The following is a 17,780-nucleotide window of genomic DNA, read 5'->3' on the forward strand; positions in this document are numbered from 1 at the left end:
GATGCGCCCACGGATTCTGATCGACGGCTTCAACCTCGCGCTGGAGCACGGAACGGGCGTTTCCACCTATGCCCGGAACCTCTCCTACCGGCTCGGCACCGCCGGGGCCGCCGTGGAGGTGCTCTATGGCCGCCATGTAAACCCGAAATGGGCCGGCCTGATGCGGGAGGTCGCCTTCTTCGACGACCCGGCGATCGAGCGCATGACCTTCCGCCGGCGCATGCGGCGCCTGCGGCGCACGGTCATGGCGGGGCTCGGCGAGACGGCCATCGACATCCCGGTCACCGGCCAGGTGGTCATCGACAGCTTCGCCAACCGGCTGCCCTATTTCGACCGGCTCTGGAATGTGGAGGACGTCTTCAACCGCGCCCATAACCGCTTCAAATGGCGGGCGCGGACCGTGCCGGTGAGCCTGCCCGGGCAGCCCCCGGCGGTCGCCCACTGGACCTATCCGCTGCCGCTCCGGATGCCCGGCGCGCGCAATATCTACACGTTCCACGACCTGGTGCCGCTGCGCCTGCCCTTTACCACGCTGGACCACAAGCGCCGCTATTTCCGCCTGTGCCGGCTGCTGCTGGCCCAGGCCGACCATGTTCTGACGGTCAGCGAGGCGTCGCGGCGCGACATTATCACCCTGCTCGGCGCCGATCCGGAAAAGGTGACGAACACCTATCAGTCCGTGGAACTGCCGCCCTACCTGGCAAACAAGCCGGAGGATCAGGCGCGCGACGAAATCCGCGGCGCCTTCGGGCTGGAATGGAAGGGCTATCACCTCTTTTTCGGGGCGATCGAGCCGAAGAAGAACCTGGGCCGGCTGATCGAGGCGCATCTCGTTTCCGGCGTCGAGACGCCGCTGGTGATCCTGGGCAAGCAGGCATGGAAGAGCGACCAGGAAATGCGGCTGCTCTTCGAGGACCACCAGCGCTGGATGACCCAGCAAGGCGAGCAGAAGCTGACCCAGCGCAAGCTGCGGGAGCAGGTGATCCTGCTGGACTATGCGCCCTTCCGGCTGCTCGTCTCCGTCATACGCGGCGCGAAATCCGTGCTCTTCCCCTCTCTCTATGAGGGCTTCGGCCTGCCGGCGCTGGAGGCGATGAGCCTGGGAACGCCGGTTCTGGCCTCCAACACCTCCTCCCTGCCGGAGGTGGTGGGGGATGCCGCGGTGAAGGTGAATCCCTACGATATCCGTGCCATGGTGGAGGGCATCCGGGCGCTGGATTCCGACGCGGAACTGCGCGAGCACCTGTCCTGGGCCGGGCGGCGGCAGGCGGCGATGTTCAGCGCGGCGGCCTATGAACGACGGCTGGCGGAGGTCTATGCCCGGCTGGGCGTGACGCTGGAGCCCGGGACGCCCGAGGCGACGCTGCCGGGCTGAGCACGCGGCCCATTGCCGAGCGGGGCCGGGCCCCGCATCTGGCTGGCATGAGCGAACGCACCGCCAAGGCCCTGCATCCCGCGCTGCGGGACGACATCGGGGACCTCGTCACCCGCCGCCCCCTGCCGGGGCCGGGGATCGAAGGACTGGACCCTTTCCTGTTCCTCAATCACCACGGGCCGCAGACCTACCCGCCCGGCAATCATGGCCTGCCCTTCGGCCCCCATCCGCACCGGGGCTTCGAGACGGTGACCTTCATTCTGGAGGGTTCGCTGGCCCACCGCGACACGGGAGGCCACGAGAGCATCATCCGCGCGGGTGGCGTGCAGTGGATGACGGCCGGGCGGGGCCTGGTTCATGCCGAGATCTCCCCGCCTGAATTCCTGCGAGAGGGTGGACCGCTGGAAATCCTCCAGCTCTGGGTGAACCTGCCGGCCCGGCTGAAGATGACGGATCCGGCCTATACCGGTCTCCAGGCCGATGCCATCCCGGATTTTCCGCTGGATGACGGCCGCGTCTCGGTGGAGGCCGTCTCCGGCGACTGGGGCCCGGTTTCCGGCCCCTTCCGGTCCCTGACCGGGATCGCCATGGCGGTGCTGCGGATGGCGGCGGGCGGCGAGGCACTGCTCCCGGCACCGCACGGGCGGGCCGTGTTCCTCTATGTCGTGCGTGGCGCGGTGCGGGTGGGCGGGATGCCTGCCCTGGCCTTCAACCTGGTGGAGCTGAATGACGACGGCGATGAGATCGCCCTTTCGGCGGAGGCCGATGCCGTCATCCTGCTCGGCCATGCCGAGCCGATCGGGGAGCCGGTGGTGACGCAGGGCCCCTTCGTGATGAACACGCAGGAGGAAATCCGCCAGGCCATGCGGGACTACCGGGCCGGCCTGTTCGGCTGACCCCCTTGGACTCCGCCTCCGCCCTTCGCTAACACCGCCCGCCACGACGCGCACGCAAGGCCCGCCACGATGACCGATACCCTGCCCGACCGCCTCTCCACCGACCCAAGCAGCCCCTATTTCAATGCCGAGCTGCTCCAGCGCGGCGTCGGCATCCGCTTCAAGGGCGTTGAAAAGAACAATGTCGAGGAATACTGCGTCAGCGAGGGCTGGGTGCGGCTTTCCGTCGGCAAGGCGCTGGACCGCAAGGGCAAGCCGATGACCATGAAGCTCCAGGGCAAGGTCGAGCCCTATCTCCGGGAAGAGGGCGCAGAGCAGGACGCCCCGCAGGCCAGCCCGGAGGGCTGATCCGGGGCCACCGGCTTCAGGCGGGCCGCACCCGGGGGTCCGCCGTCAGCTCCAGCAGGTCCAGTTCCTCCTCGATCCGGTGGAAGGCGTCGTCGCCGATCGTGCCGGCGCGGCGGAGTTCTTCCAGCACGTCGCGGGAGACATCCACCGCCCTCTGCCGGAGCCGGGCGGTGCCCTCGGCCTCCTCCGGCGGCCCATCCTCCCCGAGTTCCGCGCGAGCCGTGAGCTCGCGCCGCAGGGTTTCGAGCGCCGGGGAGGGAGGCTCGCCCTCCAGCACCCGCATCGCCGCCTTCGTGGTTTCCGCCCGCGCCAGGGCGGCCTCGGCCTCCACCGTGCCGTCATCCGACAGCCCGACGCGCCGCAGGAGCGGGCCGAGGGTCGTGCCCTGGAGCCCGAGGGTGACGATCACCACGCAGACGGCGGCGAAGACGATCTCGTCCCGATGGGGCAGGTCCTCCGGCAGGGCGAGGGCCGTGGCCAGGGTGACCACCCCCCGCATGCCACACCAGGCGGCGACCAGCCCATCGCCCCATGTCGGGCGCGGCATGGACAGGCCGAAGCGGCCAATCACCCATCGAATGACCGTGTTATAGGCCATCACCCAGGCGATCCGGGTCAGGATCACCGCCACGCAGGTGCCGGCCGCGAGCAGCGCCACCGCTCCCCAGTCCGCCTGCAGCCGCCCGACGATGGCGCGCATCTGCAGCCCGATCAGCAGGAAGGCCAGGGCGTTCAGCACGAAGACCGCCACCTCCCACACCGCGTAGGAGACGATCCGGCGCCGGGCGCCCATCCGCCTTGGCGCGTGGCGGGCGATGGTCATGCCATAGACCACCACGGTGATAATGGCGGAGAGGTGCAGTGCTTCCGCCGCGATCCAGACGCCGAAGGTGCCGAGGAACTGGACGAGGACGTTGATCGCGATGTCCGGGAAAAGGCGCTCGGCCAGGGCCAGGTAGAGCCGCGCGACGGCCCAGCCGAACAGCGCGCCTCCGCCAACCGTGAGGAGCAAGGTCGGCCCGGCGCCCAGAAGGGAGAAGCTGCCAGTCACGACGGCGCCCAGGGCCAGGCGGTAAATCAGCAGCGCGCTGGCATCGTTGAACAGGCTTTCCCCTTCCAGCACCACCAGCAGACGGTGGGGCGGGCGCAGGCGGCGAAGCACGGCGGTGGCGGCCGAGGCATCCGGGGGCGCGACGATGGCGCCGAGCGCGACGGCGGCGGCCAGCGGCATTTCCGGCAGGCACCAGCGGGCGACGGCCGCGACCGATGCGACGGTCAGGCCCACCGCGACCAAGGCGAGGGTCGCGACCGGAAGCAGGTTGGCCTTGAGGTCACGCGGGGAGGCATCGAAGGCCGCGTCCAGCAGCACCGGGGCGACGAAAAGGGTCAGGACCAGCGCCGGGTCCGGCGTGACGGTGGGCACGCCCGGGATGAAGGCGGCCACGGCGCCGGCCAGGGCCAGCAGCGCCGGGTAGGGCACGGCAAGGCGGTTGGCCAGGGTGGTGAGCAGGGCCGCGGCCAGGAGGAGGGCGATGATGGTCTCGAAAAGCTCCATGGCGGGAGCCTAGGGGGCGGCGGCGCCTGGCAGAAGCGCGCGGAGGCGGCGGGCACCGCGTTTCGTTCCGGCATGGCAATCCCGAGATCTGGCCGGAGGGATGACATTCACGCCCCTCGCTTGACCCCTCCCCCTCGCCCTCCGCATATGGCGCCCATGCTCTTCCGGCCGCCCCGCGCGCGAATTCCCGGCCCGGTCCTCTTTTGAGGGCCGGGAGATACCGCCGCGCCTGCCCCTTTGCCGCGCCCCGGATGCGTGGCCCCGAGACCCGGACCGACCATGAACGACGCCCCCGCCGAAGCTGCCCGCGACTACCGCAGCACCGTCTTCCTGCCCAAGACCCCCTTCCCCATGCGGGGCGACCTGCCGAAGCGCGAGCCCGCCACCCTCGCCCGCTGGCAGGCCCAGGACCTGCGCGGGCAGCTCCGCGAACGTTCCCGGGGCCTGCAGAAATTCGTCCTGCATGACGGCCCGCCCTATGCGAACGGCCCGCTCCATATCGGCCACGCGCTGAACAAGATCCTGAAGGACGTGATCAACCGCGCCGCCCAGATGTCGGGCAAGGACGCGGATTACGTCCCGGGCTGGGACTGCCATGGCCTGCCGATCGAGTGGAAGGTGGAGGAGCAGTACCGCGCCAAGAAGCAGGACAAGGACTCGGTCCCCATCCTCGAGTTCCGCGAGGAGTGCCGGCAATACGCCCGCCACTGGCTGAACGTGCAGCGCGAGGAATTCAAGCGCCTGGGCGTGCTGGGTGACTGGGAAACCCCCTATGCCACGATGGACTTCACCTCCGAGGCGGTGATCGCCGAGGAGATCGGGCGGTTCCTGATGAACGGCTCACTCTATCGCGGCCTGCGCCCGGTGATGTGGAGCCCGGTGGAGAAGACTGCCCTGGCCGATGCCGAGGTCGAGTACCACGACATCACCAGCCCGACGCTCCACGCCGCCTTCCCTGTGGTGAGCACAAAAGCGCCGGATCTGGAGGGAGCGCGGGTGGTGATCTGGACCACCACGCCCTGGACCATCCCCGGCAACCGCGCCGTCGCCTTTGGTGAGGAGATCGACTACGCGCTGGTGCATGTCGACGGCATCGCGGAGGGCTCGCTGCTGGCCACCGGCGACAAGCTGATCGTCGCCCTTCCGCTCCTTCCGGCCTTCGAGAAGGAAGCCGGCCTCGCCGCCCACTCCCTGCGCCGCGTGTTCAAGGGCGTGGAGCTGGCCGGCACGGTGCTGGCGCATCCGCTGCGCGGCTGGGCGCCGGCCGAGGGCGGCTACGACTTCGACGTGCCGCTGCTGGCGGGCGATTTCGTGACCGCCGATGCCGGCACGGGCTTCGTCCACATCGCCCCCGGCCATGGTGAGGACGACTTCGCCCTGGGCCGCGCCCATGACATTCCGGTGCCGGAGACGGTGAATGACGACGGCACCTATACGGTGCAGGCGCCGGGCTTCACCGGCATCCATGTCTTCAAGGCGCATGAGCCCGTCTGGGCGGCGCTGGAGAGCATGGGCACGCTGGCGGCCAAGGGCAGCCTGAGGCACAGCTACCCGCATAGCTGGCGCAGCAAGAAGCCCGTCATCTTCCGCGCGACGCCGCAATGGTTCATCGCGATGGACGATGCCAACCAGATCCGCGCCAAGGCGCTGGACGCCATCGCCAACACGCATTTCGTGCCTGACCAGGGCCGCAACCGCATCGGCTCCATGGTCGCCGCGCGGCCGGACTGGTGCATCAGCCGCCAGCGCGCCTGGGGCGTGCCCATCGCTGTCTTCGTGGACAAGCGCACGGGCGAGCCGCTGCGCGACCCCGCCGTGATGGACCGCATCCTCGCCGCCTTCCGCGAGGAAGGCGCCGATGCCTGGTACAAGCCCGGCGCCGCCGCCCGCTTCCTGGGCAATGAACGGAACCCCGATGACTACGAGCAGGTGATGGACATCGTGGATGTGTGGTTCGAGTCCGGCTCGACCCACGCCTTCTGCCTGCCCGATCACAACCTGCCCTTCCCGGCCGATCTCTATCTGGAAGGCTCCGACCAGCATCGCGGCTGGTTCCATTCCTCCCTGCTCGAATCCGTCGGCACGCGCGGCATCGCGCCTTTCAAGGCCATCCTGACCCATGGCTTCGTGCTGGATGAGTCCGGCCGGAAGATGTCGAAGTCGCTGGGTAACGTCACCGCCCCGCAGGAGGTGATGAAGGATTACGGCGCCGACATCCTGCGGCTTTGGGTGATGAATTCCGACTTCGCGGAGGATCTGCGGATCGGCAAGACCATCCTCGGCCAGCAGGCGGAGCTGTATCGCCGCATCCGCAACACGCTGCGCTGGCTGCTCGGCAGCCTGGATGGCTTCACGGATGCCGAGAAGGTCTCCTACGCCGAACTGCCGGAGCTGGAGCGCTTCATCCTGCACCGCGTGGCCGAGATCGATGCGCGCATCCGCAAGGCCGCGTCGGATTACGACTGGTCCGGCGTGATGCCGGAGATCCACAATTTCTGCGCCTCCGACCTCTCGGCCTTCCTCTTCGATATCCGGAAGGACAGCCTTTATTGCGACCGCGCGGATGATCCGCGCCGCCGTGCCGCGCGCACGGTGCTCGATGTGCTGCACCGCTGCCTCTGCACATGGCTGGCACCGGTGCTGGTCTTTACGGCCGAGGAAGCCTGGCTGGCCCGCTTCGGGCAGGATGCGGACAGCGTCCATCTCCAGACCTTCGTCTCGGTTCCCCAGGAATGGCGGAACGAAGCCCTGGCCGAGCGCTGGGCCCGGGCGCGCGCCGTGCGCGGCCTCGTCACCGGCGCGCTGGAAAAGGCGCGCGCGGCCGGCATCATCGGAAGCTCCCTCCAGGCGGCGCCGGAGCTGCATCTGGGTGAGGCCCAGGCGGATCTCGCGGATCTGCCCTGGGCCGAGCTCTGCATCACCTCCGACCTGACGCTCACCGGCACCCCGCTGGAAGGCGAGGGCGTGGAGGCGGAAGGTGGTGCCTCCGCCCGCTTCGCCCCTGCCCCCGGCAACAAGTGCGACCGCTGCTGGCGCGTCCTGCCGGAGGTCGGGCGCAGCGCCGCCCACCCCACCCTCTGCCTGCGCTGCGAAGCGGCCATCGCCTAATGGCCGCCCGCAACCTGACGCGCGGCCTGATCCTCGCCCTGCTGGTCCTGGTCGCGGACCAGGCCAGCAAATGGTGGATCCTGGAGGTCCTGGACCTGCCGACCCGCCGCAACGTGCCGCTGCTCGGCGGCGGCAGCTTCGGGCTGGACCTGACCATGGTCTGGAACCGTGGCGTCACCTTCGGGCTGCTCTCGGGCACTGCGCCCTGGCATGCCTGGGCCCTGGCGGTGCTGGCGGCGGCCATCGCGGTCTTCCTGATCCGCTGGATGGCAAAGGCCGAGAACCGTGGCACCGCCCTCGCGCTAGGCGCCATTGTCGGCGGGGCGGTGGGCAATGTGATCGACCGCATCCGCTTCGGCGCGGTGGTCGATTTCATCGACGCCTATGCGGCGGGGTGGCACTGGTATGTCTTCAACGTCGCGGATGCCGCGATCGTGCTGGGCGTCCTCGTCCTCCTGGTAGAGGCGCTGAGGGCCCGCCCGGCCTCCGAACCGGCGTAAGGTCCTGGCGCCAGCCGGGCGGCGTGACGAAACGTATTCGGAGCCGCCGCCTGTTTCCGCATGCCCCGCAGTTTTGCTAGAAGGCGCCTGCCATGATCCTCCGCCCCCTCCTTCTGGCCCCCCTGTTGCTGCTGGCCGCCTGCGGCGGCGACACGGCACGCACCCTCGGCCTGACCCGTGAGGCGCCGGACGAGTTCCAGGTCGTCACCCGCGCCCCCCTCTCCATTCCGCCCAGCATGGGCGACCTGCCGCCCCCCCGCCCCGGCGCCCAGCGCCCGCAGGAGCTTTCGGCGCGTGATAGCGCCGAAAGCGCCCTCGCCCCCGCCACGGCGCTTGGTGAGGGCCGGAGCGAACGCCCCACGGGCGCAGAGGTCGCGCTGCTCGCCCAGGCTGGCCAGGCCGCCGGCGTCGGCAGTGTGGACCGCGGCATCCGCCGCCAGGTGGACGAGGAGAGCCTCCGGCTCGACCGCCCGCAGCGCGGGCTGGTGGAGCGGCTGATGTTCTGGCAGCAGTCACCCACGCCCGGCACGGTGATCGATCCCCAAAAGGAAGCGCAGCGCCTGCGGGAGAACGCGGCCCTCGGCCGGTCCCCGGAGGATGGCGAGACACCGATCATCCAGCGGCGCGAGCGCGGCCTGCTGCAAGGCTTGTTCTAGGGAGCGCCGCCGGGTGGGTATTTCCATGAAGCAACCCGCCCGGCCATTTCCTCCGGCCCGGTCCTGTACCAAATGTCAGGGATGCCTTCCCTGACCCGCCGTGCCGCGCTGGTGACCGCCGCCGTCGCGCCCGCCGCCCTGGCCGGCCGTGCCCCGGCCGCCCCATCCTCCCCTTCCGCCGCCGTTGCCGCGCCGCCGCCGATTCCGGTCGACCGGCCGCTTTTCGGCGCGAATCTCTGGCGCATGCCCAACGGGCTCCGCGTCGCCTATGTCGGCACGCGCGGCGCGCCCGTGGTGGCGCATTACCTGTTCTATGGCGTCGGCTCGGGCGATGACCCGGAGGGCAAGTCCGGCCTGGCCCATTTCCTTGAGCACATGATGTTCAAGGGCAGCGCCCATGTGGCGGATGGCGAGTTCTCCCGCCGCGTGGCGCAGGAGGGTGGGCAGGACAATGCCTTCACCTCCCGTGACGTGACCGCCTACCACCAGACCGTGGAGGCGACGCGTCTGAAGCTGGTCGCGATGATGGAGGCCGACCGCCTGCGCGCGCCGGCCTTCCCCGCCGCCACGGTGGAGCCTGAGCGCGCCGTGGTGCTGGAGGAGCGGCGCCAGCGCACCGACAGCTCCCCCCGTGCCCGCTTCCGCGAGGCCTATGACGCGGCCATGTGGGGCCGCCAGCACTGGCGCGGCCGCCCGATCATCGGCTGGGCCGATGAGATCCGCGCCCTGACCCGTGACGACCTGATGGAATTCCACCAGCGCTGGTACACCCCGGGCAATGCCGTGCTGGTGGTGAATGGCGCGGTGGACGAGGCCGCGCTGCGCCGCGTGGTGGAGGACGAGTATGGCGGCGTCGAGAGCCGCGCCGTCACACCCCGCCAGCGGGCGGAGCCGCCGCCCGCTCCGCTGCAATCCCGCCTGGTCCGCAACGACCCTGGCGTGCGGGAGGCTCAGATGCTGCGCTCATGGATCGCGCCGACCCTGACCTGGGGGCGCGAGGGCGCAGGCAAGGAGCACGCCATCGCCCTTGAGGTACTGTCCCATCTGCTCGGCGGCGGCCCGGGGTCGCGCCTGCACCGGGCGCTGGTCCAGGGAGGCCTCGCTGTCGGGGCCGGGGCTGGCTATGACAGCGACGAGCTGGGCGCCACGGCCTTCGGCATCTATGCCACGCCGCGCGGCGATACGACGCCCGCGCAGCTGGAAGAAGCGATCGAGGATCAGGTGATGCGCCTGCTGGATGCGGGCGTGACAGCGGAGGAGGTGGCGCGCAGCCAGCGCCAGCTCACCGCCGGGGCGCTGCTTTCGCTGGATGGGCTGGGCGCCGCGCCGCGTCTTCTGGGCGGAACCCTCGCCATCGGCCTGCCCGCCGATGCCGTGGAGCACTGGCCCGCCAGCGTGCGCGCCGTGACGCCGGAGGCCGTGATGGCCGCCGCCCGCGCGGTCTTCACCCATCCCTCCATCACCGGCTGGCTGCTGCCCGAGGGCGTGCGCGCGCCATGACCGAAACCATTCCCAGCGGCTTCACCCTGCCGGTGCAGGTGGTCGAATCGGCCGGCGTGACCGCCTGGCTGGCCGAGGACCATGCCGTTCCCGTCATCTCGCTTGCCTTCTCCGTCCCCGGCGGCGCCGCACTGGATCCGGAGGGACGGGAGGGCGCCGGGGCCCTGGCCGCCGCCCTGCTGACCGAGGGCGCCGGCGAGCTGGACGCCAGCGCTTTCCAGGAGGCGGTGCGCGACGCGGCCATTTCCTTCTCTTTCTCGGCCGACCGCGACGAATTCTCGGGCAGCTTCCGCTGCCTGACCGAAGCGCTGCCCGAGGCGACGCGCCTGGCCCGTTTGGCGCTCCGAGAGCCCCGCATGGAGGCGCCGGATATCGAGCGGGTACGCGCCCGCGCGATCGCCGGCGCCCGCCAGGCGCTGGAAAACCCGCGCGGGCAGGCCAGCCGCGCCTTCTGGGCGGCCGCGCTGCCAGGCCCCTTCGGCCGCTCGCCCGGCGGCACGGCGGAGAGCCTGGCCACGGTGCCCGGCGATCTGCTCAAGCGTATTCCGGGGCGGCAGTTCCACCGGGGCGGGCTCATGGTAGCCGCCTCGGGCGCCATCACCGCGGACCAGTTGCGGGAGGTTCTGGCCGAGCTGTTCGGCGATTGGCCGGAGGGCGCGCCGGAAGGCCTGCCCAGCCTTCCCCCCTTCTCCGCGCGCGGCGTGCAAGTGGTGACCTTCGACAGCCCGCAATCCAGCGCCGTCTTCGGCCAGCCCGGCCTTGCCGTGGATGATCCGGACTGGGAGGCCGCGGGGGTGGTGCTGCGGATCCTGTGCGGCGGCGGCTTCTCCTCCCGCCTGATGAATGCGGTGCGGGTGGAGCGCGGCCTGGCTTATGGCATCGGGGCCGGACCGGAACCCATCGTGGGCCAGAGCATCATCATCGGTTCAGTCGCGACCGAGAACGCCCGGATGGGCGAGACGCTGTCGGTGCTGCGGAGCGAATGGGCCCGCATGGCCGCTTCCGGCCCGACCGAGGCGGAGCGGGAGGAGGCGATCGCCTATCTCACGGGCAGCCAGCCCCTTTCCTTCACTTCCACCCGGCAGATCGCAGGCATCATGCTGGCGCTGCGCCGGAACAACCGGCCGCTGGATTGGCTGGCGAAACGCCCGGCGCGCCTGGCGGCTCTGTCACGCGAGAAGCTGGTGGCGGTGGCAGCGCGGGTGCTGCGGCCGGATGAACTGGCCGTGACGGTGGCGGGCAAGCCCGAGGGCTTGTGACGGGCAGTCCCGGCAGGCGGCCTCCCGGGCAGGGCGCCCCCGGCCTCCGGGCCTGATCCTCGGTCAGTGGCCCGCGATGATCGCGACAGCATCGGCGCGGTGTTCACCGGAGGCATCACCCGCGCCCGCGCCGCGGGTAGTTGATTACGATTTAGATATGAGTATTGTCCGCGCCCCATCCTGGAGCGATCAGCGTGGTCTTGCCGATTGTCTATGCCGCCTTCGAGGCAGCCGTCGTCGCATCGGAAGCTGTCAGCCTCGCCGGACTGGATGCGCCTGCGGGCGCGGCCATCCGGACGGCGATGCTGCGCTATGCCCCAAGGGCCGTCATGGCCATGGACAGCTTCGAGCCCGCCGGCGGCCGAGCGGCTGGCCCAGCTGCTGCGACCAGTGCAGCGACGGGGGCCGCGCTGGTTGCCCAGGGCCGGCTGACGCGCCATGGCATCCTTTATGTGGCCGAGAAAGTCAGTGCCCTTCTCGGGCAATCCCGGCTGCTGCAGAAGGAGTTCAGCGAGGTCCAAGGCTTCGGCCCGCGCTTCTACCCCGTATGGGATGACGGCCCCTGCCTGGCCTGCGGCTTCACCTACAAGAACATCCCCCGGCGCTTCTCCATGCGCCTGGATGATGCCTCGGACCTGAAACAGCTCACGGCGTTCCTGCAGGCCTGCAAGAACGGGGTGCATGGCAGCTTCCAGCCCCCCGACGCGAAGCAATGGCCCTGGTTCCGGTCGAGAATGTTCGCGCGCGGAAGCGATCCGAGCGCCCCCGTTGCGGCCGTCAACCCGGTCGCGCCGGTCAGGAAGCTGCGCCTCTGGTGAAGGTGCCAGCGATGCGGCCGTGGGCGCATCGCTGGCCGCCTCCGGGGCATGTCGGAATTCAATCGACCCGGATGTTGTTCTCGCGGATGAGCCGCGTGTAGGTCTCGGTCTGCCGCGTCAGCCAGTCGCGGAAGGCATCGGGTCCGTCCGTGCGGGGTTCGGCGCCGAGTTCGGTCAGGCGCGCGGCGATGGCAGGCTGGGCCGCAGCCTTGCGCAGGGCGGTGTGCAGGCGCTCCACCACGGGGCGCGGCGTGTTGCCCTGGACCATCACGCCTTGCCAGGTACCGGCATCGACCGCGGGCCAACCGACCTCCCTAAAGGTCGGGACATTCGGCAGCGCGGCCAGCCTGTGCGTGCCCGTGACAGCGATCGCGCGCATCTGGCCGTTGACGGCAAAGGGCTGAGACTGGGTGGCTCCCTGGATGGTCAGGTCTGCCTCGCCCGAGACGACGGCGGTGAGGGCGGGCGCGCCGCCGCGATAGGGCACATGGGTCATCTCGCGGCCCCAGCGATCGGCAAGTTCGATCAGGGTGAGATGAGAAGACGTGCCGACGCCGGCATTCCCGCCATTGAGCGGGCGCGGGGCAGATTTGGCATAGGCGGCCAGCCCGGCCGCATCCTTCACCGGCAGCGCGTTGGCAACGCCCAGGATGTAGGGCGCATAGATCAGCATCGAAACCGGCGCGAGATCCCGCTGGTTGTCGAAAGGCAGACGCGGGAAGAGGGCCGGGTTGGTGGCGATGGTCGTCACATCCATCAGCAGCAGAGTGTGGCCGTCGGGCTGACTCTTGGCCACGACATCGGCGCCGATATTCCCGCCCGCGCCCGCGCGGTTCTCCACCACAACATTCTGGCCGAGGTCACGCGTCAGCTCCGGCGCGATCAGCCGGGCCAGGATGTCGCTGGTGCCGCCGGGGGGGTTGGGCACGATGATTCGGATGGTGTGGTCAAAGCTCTGCGCCCGCAGGGCGGGGGCCGCGAGCGCCGGCAGGGCGGTGGCGGCCAATGTGGCGCGGAGAAGGTCGCGGCGCGTCATCTCGTTCGTTTCCCGTATTCGTCATGGGCCCTGCTGGGCCTTGGCATCACCAGCCTGACGGGCGGAACCGGTACCTGTCCACGCCTTCATGCGTTCACGAAACGGTCGAGAAGAGCTTTCCCTGGGTTCTCTTCACCTTTTGAGCGACGCATCGGCGCGCCGACGCATTCCAATTCGAGGGAAGGACACGGCCTTCTCCATTTACTGCTATCAGGTCCGCCGGCAGCGCCTCGCCGGCCCGGACCTCGTGGAGGCAGGGCTACGCCCCCGGCGCCAGTTCCGCGCGCAACTCGTCCAGCACGCGCAGCGTGCCGTCGCGCCGCTCAATGTGCCAGAAGGTCCAGCCGTTGCAGGAGGGCGCCTCCTGCACGGCGGCGCCGACCTGGTGGATGCTTCCGGCCACGCGGCCGCAGCGCAGGGTCGCATCGGCGCCCACCTCTGCCTGCCAGCGGCGGTGCCGGTCCCACAGCTTCGTGCCGGGCGGCACGAGTCCGCGCTCCACCAGCGCGCCGAAGGGAATGCGGGGCTGCTCGCGCTTTGCCGGCAGCGTCAGGGCGATGCTTTCCGGCAGCGGCTCGATGGTGGCCAGCCGGGCTTCGGCGGCGTCGGCATAGCCGTCGTCACGCTCCAACCCGATATAGCGGCGGCCCAGGCGCTTCGCGACGGCGGCGGTGGTGCCGGTGCCCAGAAAGGGATCCAGCACGACCTCCCCCGGCGCCGTGCAGGCGAGGATCACGCGATGCAGCAGCGCCTCGGGCTTCTGCGTCGGGTGCAGCTTGCGGCCGTCCTCCCCACGCAGGCGCTCATTGCCGGTGCAGAGCGGAATGAGCCAGTCGCTCCGCATCTGCTTGTCGTCATTCATCGCCTTCATGGCGGCGTAGTTGAAGCGGTATCGGCTTTCCGGCCCGCGCGCAGCCCAGATCAGGGTCTCATGCGCGTTGGTGAAGCGGCGCCCGCGGAAATTCGGCATGGGGTTGGATTTCCGCCACACCACGTCGTTCAGGATCCAGAAGCCCAGATCCTGCAGCGCGACGCCCAGGCGGAAGATGTTGTGATAGGCGCCCATCACCCAGATCGTGCCGTCTCGCCGCAGCACGCGGCGGCATTCAGTCAGCCATTCGCGGGTGAAGCGGTCATAGGTGGCCAGATCGTCGAAGCGGTCCCACTCCTCGTCCACTGCGTCGACCAGGCTGTCATCCGGGCGGCGCAGCGCGCCCTTGAGTTGGAGGTTATAGGGCGGATCCGCGAAAATGGCGTGCACGGAGGCGGGCGGCAGACGGCGCAGGCTCTCGATGCAGTCGCCGCGCAGCACGCTGTCCAGCGGCAGGTCCAGCCCCGTTCCCACGCGCGCACTATCCCCCGACTCATCGCCTGGTCCGGCACCGCGCCCCCGCGTCGCGCCGGATCTTACCTCGGGGGCACCATGCCCATGGCGGAGTCGCCGCGTCAAGAAAGAGACAGAACGGCTTGATCAACCGGGCTGAAACCGCGCCGGTGATGAGGGCAGGGACCGAGCCGCGCCAGGGCCTCACGATGCGCCGGCGTGGGATAACCGGCATGTCGGGCGAAGCCGTAATCCGGCCAGCGGACGCTCAACCGCGTCATGGCCCGGTCCCGCACCACCTTCGCCATGATCGAGGCCGCCGCGATGGACAGCGACAGACCGTCCCCACCCACAACACAGCGCACCGGGCAGGGCAGCCGCGGCGGGGCATTGCCGTCCACCAGCGCCAGATCAGGCGCCACCGGCAGGCGGGAAATGGCGCGCGCCATGGCGAGATGCGTGGCGCAGAGGATGTTCAGCGTCCCGATCTCGGCGGCGCTGGCAGCACCGACGCCGATCAGGGCCGTGCCGGCGGCCCGCGCCTCTAGCAGCGCCTCATAGGCGGCCTCGCGCCGCGCCGCGTCCAGGCGCTTGCTGTCGTCCAGCAACGCGGCGAGTTCCTCCGGCGGGTGGCCGGGGAAAATGACGGCCGCGGCCAGCACGGGTCCGGCCAGCGGACCGCGCCCGGCCTCGTCCACCCCCGCCACCGGGCCGGGATGAGCGGCTTCCAAGGAAAAATCGGGGCGGGAGGCCGGCCGGCGCGCCATCAGAGGCCCAGTCCCTGCTCCGCCGCGCCTGGACGGACGGGCCGGCATTGGCAGTCGATGGTGAATCCTTCCATGGGCGCAGACTCGCCCTGGAAGGGGCTGGGGGCAAGACGGTTCACGCGTGACAGCCTGTCAGGCGCGCTCGCCCAGCACCCGGGTCAGCCGCGCCACCGCCTCCCGCGCCAGGCCGGGGCTGACGGCGAAGCAGATGCGGATGAAGCCCTCGCCCTCCGGCCCAAAGGCGGTGCCGGGGGCAACGCCCACCTTGGCCTCGCGCAGCAGGCGGAAGGCGAGGTCCAGGCTGGTCTCGCCGGTTTCCACCTTGGCCATCAGATAGAAGGCACCCTCCGGCGCGAAGACCGCCACGCCCTTCAGGCGCGACAGGCCCTCCACCATGATGGCGCGGCTTTCGGCGCAGCGGCCAACCATGGTGCGGATGAAGGCGTCGCCCTCCTCCAGCGCCGCGATGGCCGCGTGCTGGATGAAGGTGGGGATGGACGTCGTATTGTACTGGCCGAGCTTGGAGAAGGTGCCCGTCAGCCCCTCCGGATAGATCATCCAGCCGGCGCGCCAGCCCGTCATCGCCCAGTTCTTGGAGAAGGTGTTCGTGACGATCAGCCGGTCCGACGGCGTGCAGATCTGCAGGAAGGACGGGGCGATCGAGTTGCCATAGGTGAAGTGGGCATAGACCTCGTCGGAGATGATCCAGAGGTTCCGCTCCCGCGCCAGGTCGCGCAGCGCCTCCATCTCGGCCAGCGGCATCACCCAGCCCGTGGGGTTGGAGGGCGAGTTCACCACCAGGATGCGGGTGCGCGGCGTGATCGCGGCCTCAATATCCTCGATCGGCAGGGTGAAGCGGCCATCGGCGGAGTTACGGTAGGGCACGGTCACCGGCACCGCCCCGTTCACCCGCGCCGCCTCGGCCAGGTTAGGCCAGTTCGGGGTAGGAATGATGATCTCGTCGCCCGGTTCGATCAGCGCCTGGCAGGCCTGCATGATGGCGTTCATGCCGCCGGAGGTGATGGTGAACCGCTCCGGTGACACTTCCACGCCCCAGTGGCGGCGATGATAGTCGCTCAGCGCCTGATGCAGCCGGGGCAGGCCGCGGGAATAGGTGTAGCGGGTCTCGCCCGCCAGCATGGCCCGGTGTGCAGCCTCCACGACGAAGTCGGGGGTGGGCAGGTCGCCCTCCCCGATCCAGAGCTTCACGACCTCCGGATCGTCCCGCCCCTTGTCCGCCACAAGGCCGATCTGGCTGGTACCAACCCCCCGAATGCGCTCGGGCAGGGTATCGGCCAGGTCGGTGGCCGGGCTGGAGGCGACGCTCATGCGGAACCAATCTTCGTTCTGGGCCTCGGCAGGGCCGGGCATGCGAGAGGACCCCTTCTGACGCCAGGGCACGGGATGCGGAAGGGGAAACATGCCCCTCCGGGCGCTTGTTCTGATTTGCGGAGGCGGCGGCCTCTGGGAGGCGCTGCCTCCCAGTCCCTCCGCCGGGGTGGCAGCGGCCACCCCGGACCCCGCGTCGAGTTTTCGGCGAAACAGCGATCGAGGGTAGCGCCGCAGGCCTCTAACTCAGGCCCCGAAGGCGGCACTGCCCATCGCCGAGGGTCATAGAGCCTCGGCGGAGCTCCGGTTCAACCGCCAACAGATGGTGGGGGCCGGGGAGCATCATGCTCCCCGGTGGAGGGGGTCTGGGGAAGGCAAAGCCTCACCCAGGGGCCACCGCTCCTACAGCCCCCGCTCGACAAACTCATCCCCCGCCCCAAGCAGCCCCGCGGCGCCACCGCGAAGCGTGGCCAGGGCCGCCGCATCCCCGCGCAGCACGGCGTCAAGGAAGGTGACGGAGAGCGCGGCGGCGCGCTGGTGGTAGGTCCTGTCGGCGTAACGGCCGCCCGCCTCCTGCTCATCGGCGAAGGAGGCATGGGCGGCGCCGTTCAGCACGGCCAGGGCGCCGGGATTGCGCGATTGCTCGAAGGGCACGCGGCGGGCAGGGGCGCGGATGCCCTCGATGAAGCCATGGTCCTCCGTGCCCGTGATGTGGAGGAGCGGGACCACATAGCCGCCATAGGCCAGGCGGGGCGGCAGGCCCATGGCGGGAATGGGCGAGATGGCAATGCCCGCCTTGAGACGCGGATCAGGCAGGCCCAGGCCGCGGTCGCCGCCAGGCAGGCGCTCGCCCAGCATGTGCTGCACCGTCCAGGCACCGAAGGAATGGCCAGCCATGGCAAGGCGCGCGGGATCGGCACGGCGCGGCAGGTTGTCTAGTGCGAATTTGCTGTCCAGCAGCCTGTCCAGCGCGGCCTGCACGTTCAGCGCGCCAGCCGCGAGGCCCACCATGCGGTCGCCCCCGCCGCGCCACAGGCTGTCATCGGAACCGATGTGCTGGAGGTGGATCGCGAGATACCCATTCTCCGCCAGGGCGCGGCCGAGATAGGCGAGGCCTTCGCGCGAGCCTCCGAGACCATGGGAAATGATGACGGCAGGCACCAGTCCGGTGCCGGCGGGCTCGCGGATGAGTACAGGGATGTCGCGCGCACGGGCGGCATCGCGCAAGGTGGTGCGGGTTTCGATGATGCTGGCCTCCGTCGGGCGCGGCAGGGCCGAAGGCGTGGCGGCGCAGCCGGGCGCGGTGAGG

General features: G+C 70.1%; 15 protein-coding genes. 9 read left to right on the forward strand and 6 right to left on the reverse strand.

Going from position 1 to position 17,780, the window contains the following annotated elements:
- Nucleotide 1 precedes the first annotated feature (1 nt).
- The 3 genes from ACO1BU_RS08110 (at nt 2) to ACO1BU_RS08120 (ending at nt 2,619) form a co-directional block, all read left to right on the forward strand.
- Entirely contained in the window at nt 2–1,375 is a 1,374-nt protein-coding gene (locus ACO1BU_RS08110) for a glycosyltransferase family 4 protein (protein WP_424135410.1), read from the forward strand.
- A gap of 47 nt (nt 1,376–1,422) precedes the next feature.
- A complete protein-coding gene (locus ACO1BU_RS08115) occupies nt 1,423–2,271 on the forward strand; it encodes a pirin family protein (protein WP_424135411.1) in 849 nt (282 codons plus the stop codon).
- Between the two features lie 69 nt (nt 2,272–2,340).
- Entirely contained in the window at nt 2,341–2,619 is a 279-nt protein-coding gene (locus tag ACO1BU_RS08120; RefSeq protein WP_424135412.1) for a DUF3297 family protein, read from the forward strand.
- A 16-nt stretch (nt 2,620–2,635) separates the two neighbouring features.
- On the opposite strand, the gene ACO1BU_RS08125 is transcribed toward ACO1BU_RS08120, so the two are convergent.
- Nucleotides 2,636–4,174, reverse strand: a complete 1,539-nt coding sequence (locus ACO1BU_RS08125) for a cation:proton antiporter (RefSeq protein ID WP_424135413.1) — start codon at nt 4,172–4,174, stop codon at nt 2,636–2,638.
- Nucleotides 4,175–4,453: 279 nt separating this feature from the next.
- Here ACO1BU_RS08125 and ileS point away from each other — a divergent pair, with 279 nt between their 5' ends.
- From ileS to ACO1BU_RS08155, 6 genes are all read left to right on the forward strand, one after another.
- Complete coding sequence (gene ileS, locus ACO1BU_RS08130; RefSeq protein ID WP_424135414.1) at nt 4,454–7,282, forward strand: isoleucine--tRNA ligase; 2,829 nt, start codon at nt 4,454–4,456, stop codon at nt 7,280–7,282.
- On the forward strand, nt 7,282–7,782 hold the full coding sequence (gene lspA, locus ACO1BU_RS08135; protein ID WP_424135415.1) for a signal peptidase II: 501 nt from the start codon (nt 7,282–7,284) through the stop codon (nt 7,780–7,782). The genes ileS and lspA overlap by 1 nt, the downstream gene beginning before the upstream one ends.
- A 92-nt stretch (nt 7,783–7,874) precedes the next feature.
- A complete protein-coding gene (locus ACO1BU_RS08140) occupies nt 7,875–8,438 on the forward strand; it encodes a DUF3035 domain-containing protein (protein WP_424135416.1) in 564 nt (187 codons plus the stop codon).
- A gap of 81 nt (nt 8,439–8,519) precedes the next feature.
- Complete coding sequence (locus ACO1BU_RS08145; protein ID WP_424135417.1) at nt 8,520–9,938, forward strand: M16 family metallopeptidase; 1,419 nt, start codon at nt 8,520–8,522, stop codon at nt 9,936–9,938.
- Nucleotides 9,935–11,197 carry a M16 family metallopeptidase gene (locus ACO1BU_RS08150; RefSeq protein WP_424135418.1) on the forward strand — a complete coding sequence of 421 codons (1,263 nt, stop codon included), beginning with the start codon at nt 9,935–9,937 and terminating at the stop codon, nt 11,195–11,197. The genes ACO1BU_RS08145 and ACO1BU_RS08150 overlap by 4 nt, the downstream gene beginning before the upstream one ends.
- Nucleotides 11,198–11,391: 194 nt before the next feature.
- A complete protein-coding gene (locus ACO1BU_RS08155) occupies nt 11,392–12,015 on the forward strand; it encodes a hypothetical protein (RefSeq protein ID WP_424135419.1) in 624 nt (207 codons plus the stop codon).
- A 58-nt stretch (nt 12,016–12,073) separates the two neighbouring features.
- Here the strand turns inward: ACO1BU_RS08155 and ACO1BU_RS08160 are convergent, their stop codons facing one another.
- The 5 genes from ACO1BU_RS08160 to ACO1BU_RS08180 form a co-directional block, all read right to left on the reverse strand.
- Nucleotides 12,074–13,051, reverse strand: coding sequence for a Bug family tripartite tricarboxylate transporter substrate binding protein (locus ACO1BU_RS08160; protein WP_424135420.1), 978 nt, complete (start codon nt 13,049–13,051; stop codon nt 12,074–12,076).
- Nucleotides 13,052–13,310: 259 nt separating this feature from the next.
- On the reverse strand, nt 13,311–14,396 hold the full coding sequence (locus ACO1BU_RS08165) for a site-specific DNA-methyltransferase (RefSeq protein ID WP_424135421.1): 1,086 nt from the start codon (nt 14,394–14,396) through the stop codon (nt 13,311–13,313).
- Nucleotides 14,397–14,497: 101 nt separating this feature from the next.
- Entirely contained in the window at nt 14,498–15,142 is a 645-nt protein-coding gene (locus ACO1BU_RS08170) for a ribonuclease HII (protein ID WP_424135422.1), read from the reverse strand.
- A 132-nt stretch (nt 15,143–15,274) separates the two neighbouring features.
- Nucleotides 15,275–16,513 (reverse strand): pyridoxal phosphate-dependent aminotransferase, encoded by a 1,239-nt coding sequence (locus ACO1BU_RS08175; RefSeq protein ID WP_424135423.1) that lies wholly within the window; start codon nt 16,511–16,513, stop codon nt 15,275–15,277.
- A 360-nt stretch (nt 16,514–16,873) separates the two neighbouring features.
- Nucleotides 16,874–17,698 carry an alpha/beta hydrolase family protein gene (locus tag ACO1BU_RS08180; RefSeq protein ID WP_424135424.1) on the reverse strand — a complete coding sequence of 275 codons (825 nt, stop codon included), beginning with the start codon at nt 17,696–17,698 and terminating at the stop codon, nt 16,874–16,876.
- Between the last annotated feature and the right edge of the window lie 82 nt (nt 17,699–17,780).

It is taken from the genome of Roseomonas chloroacetimidivorans, assembly GCF_049629625.1.
Lineage (GTDB): Bacteria > Pseudomonadota > Alphaproteobacteria > Acetobacterales > Acetobacteraceae > Roseomonas > Roseomonas chloroacetimidivorans.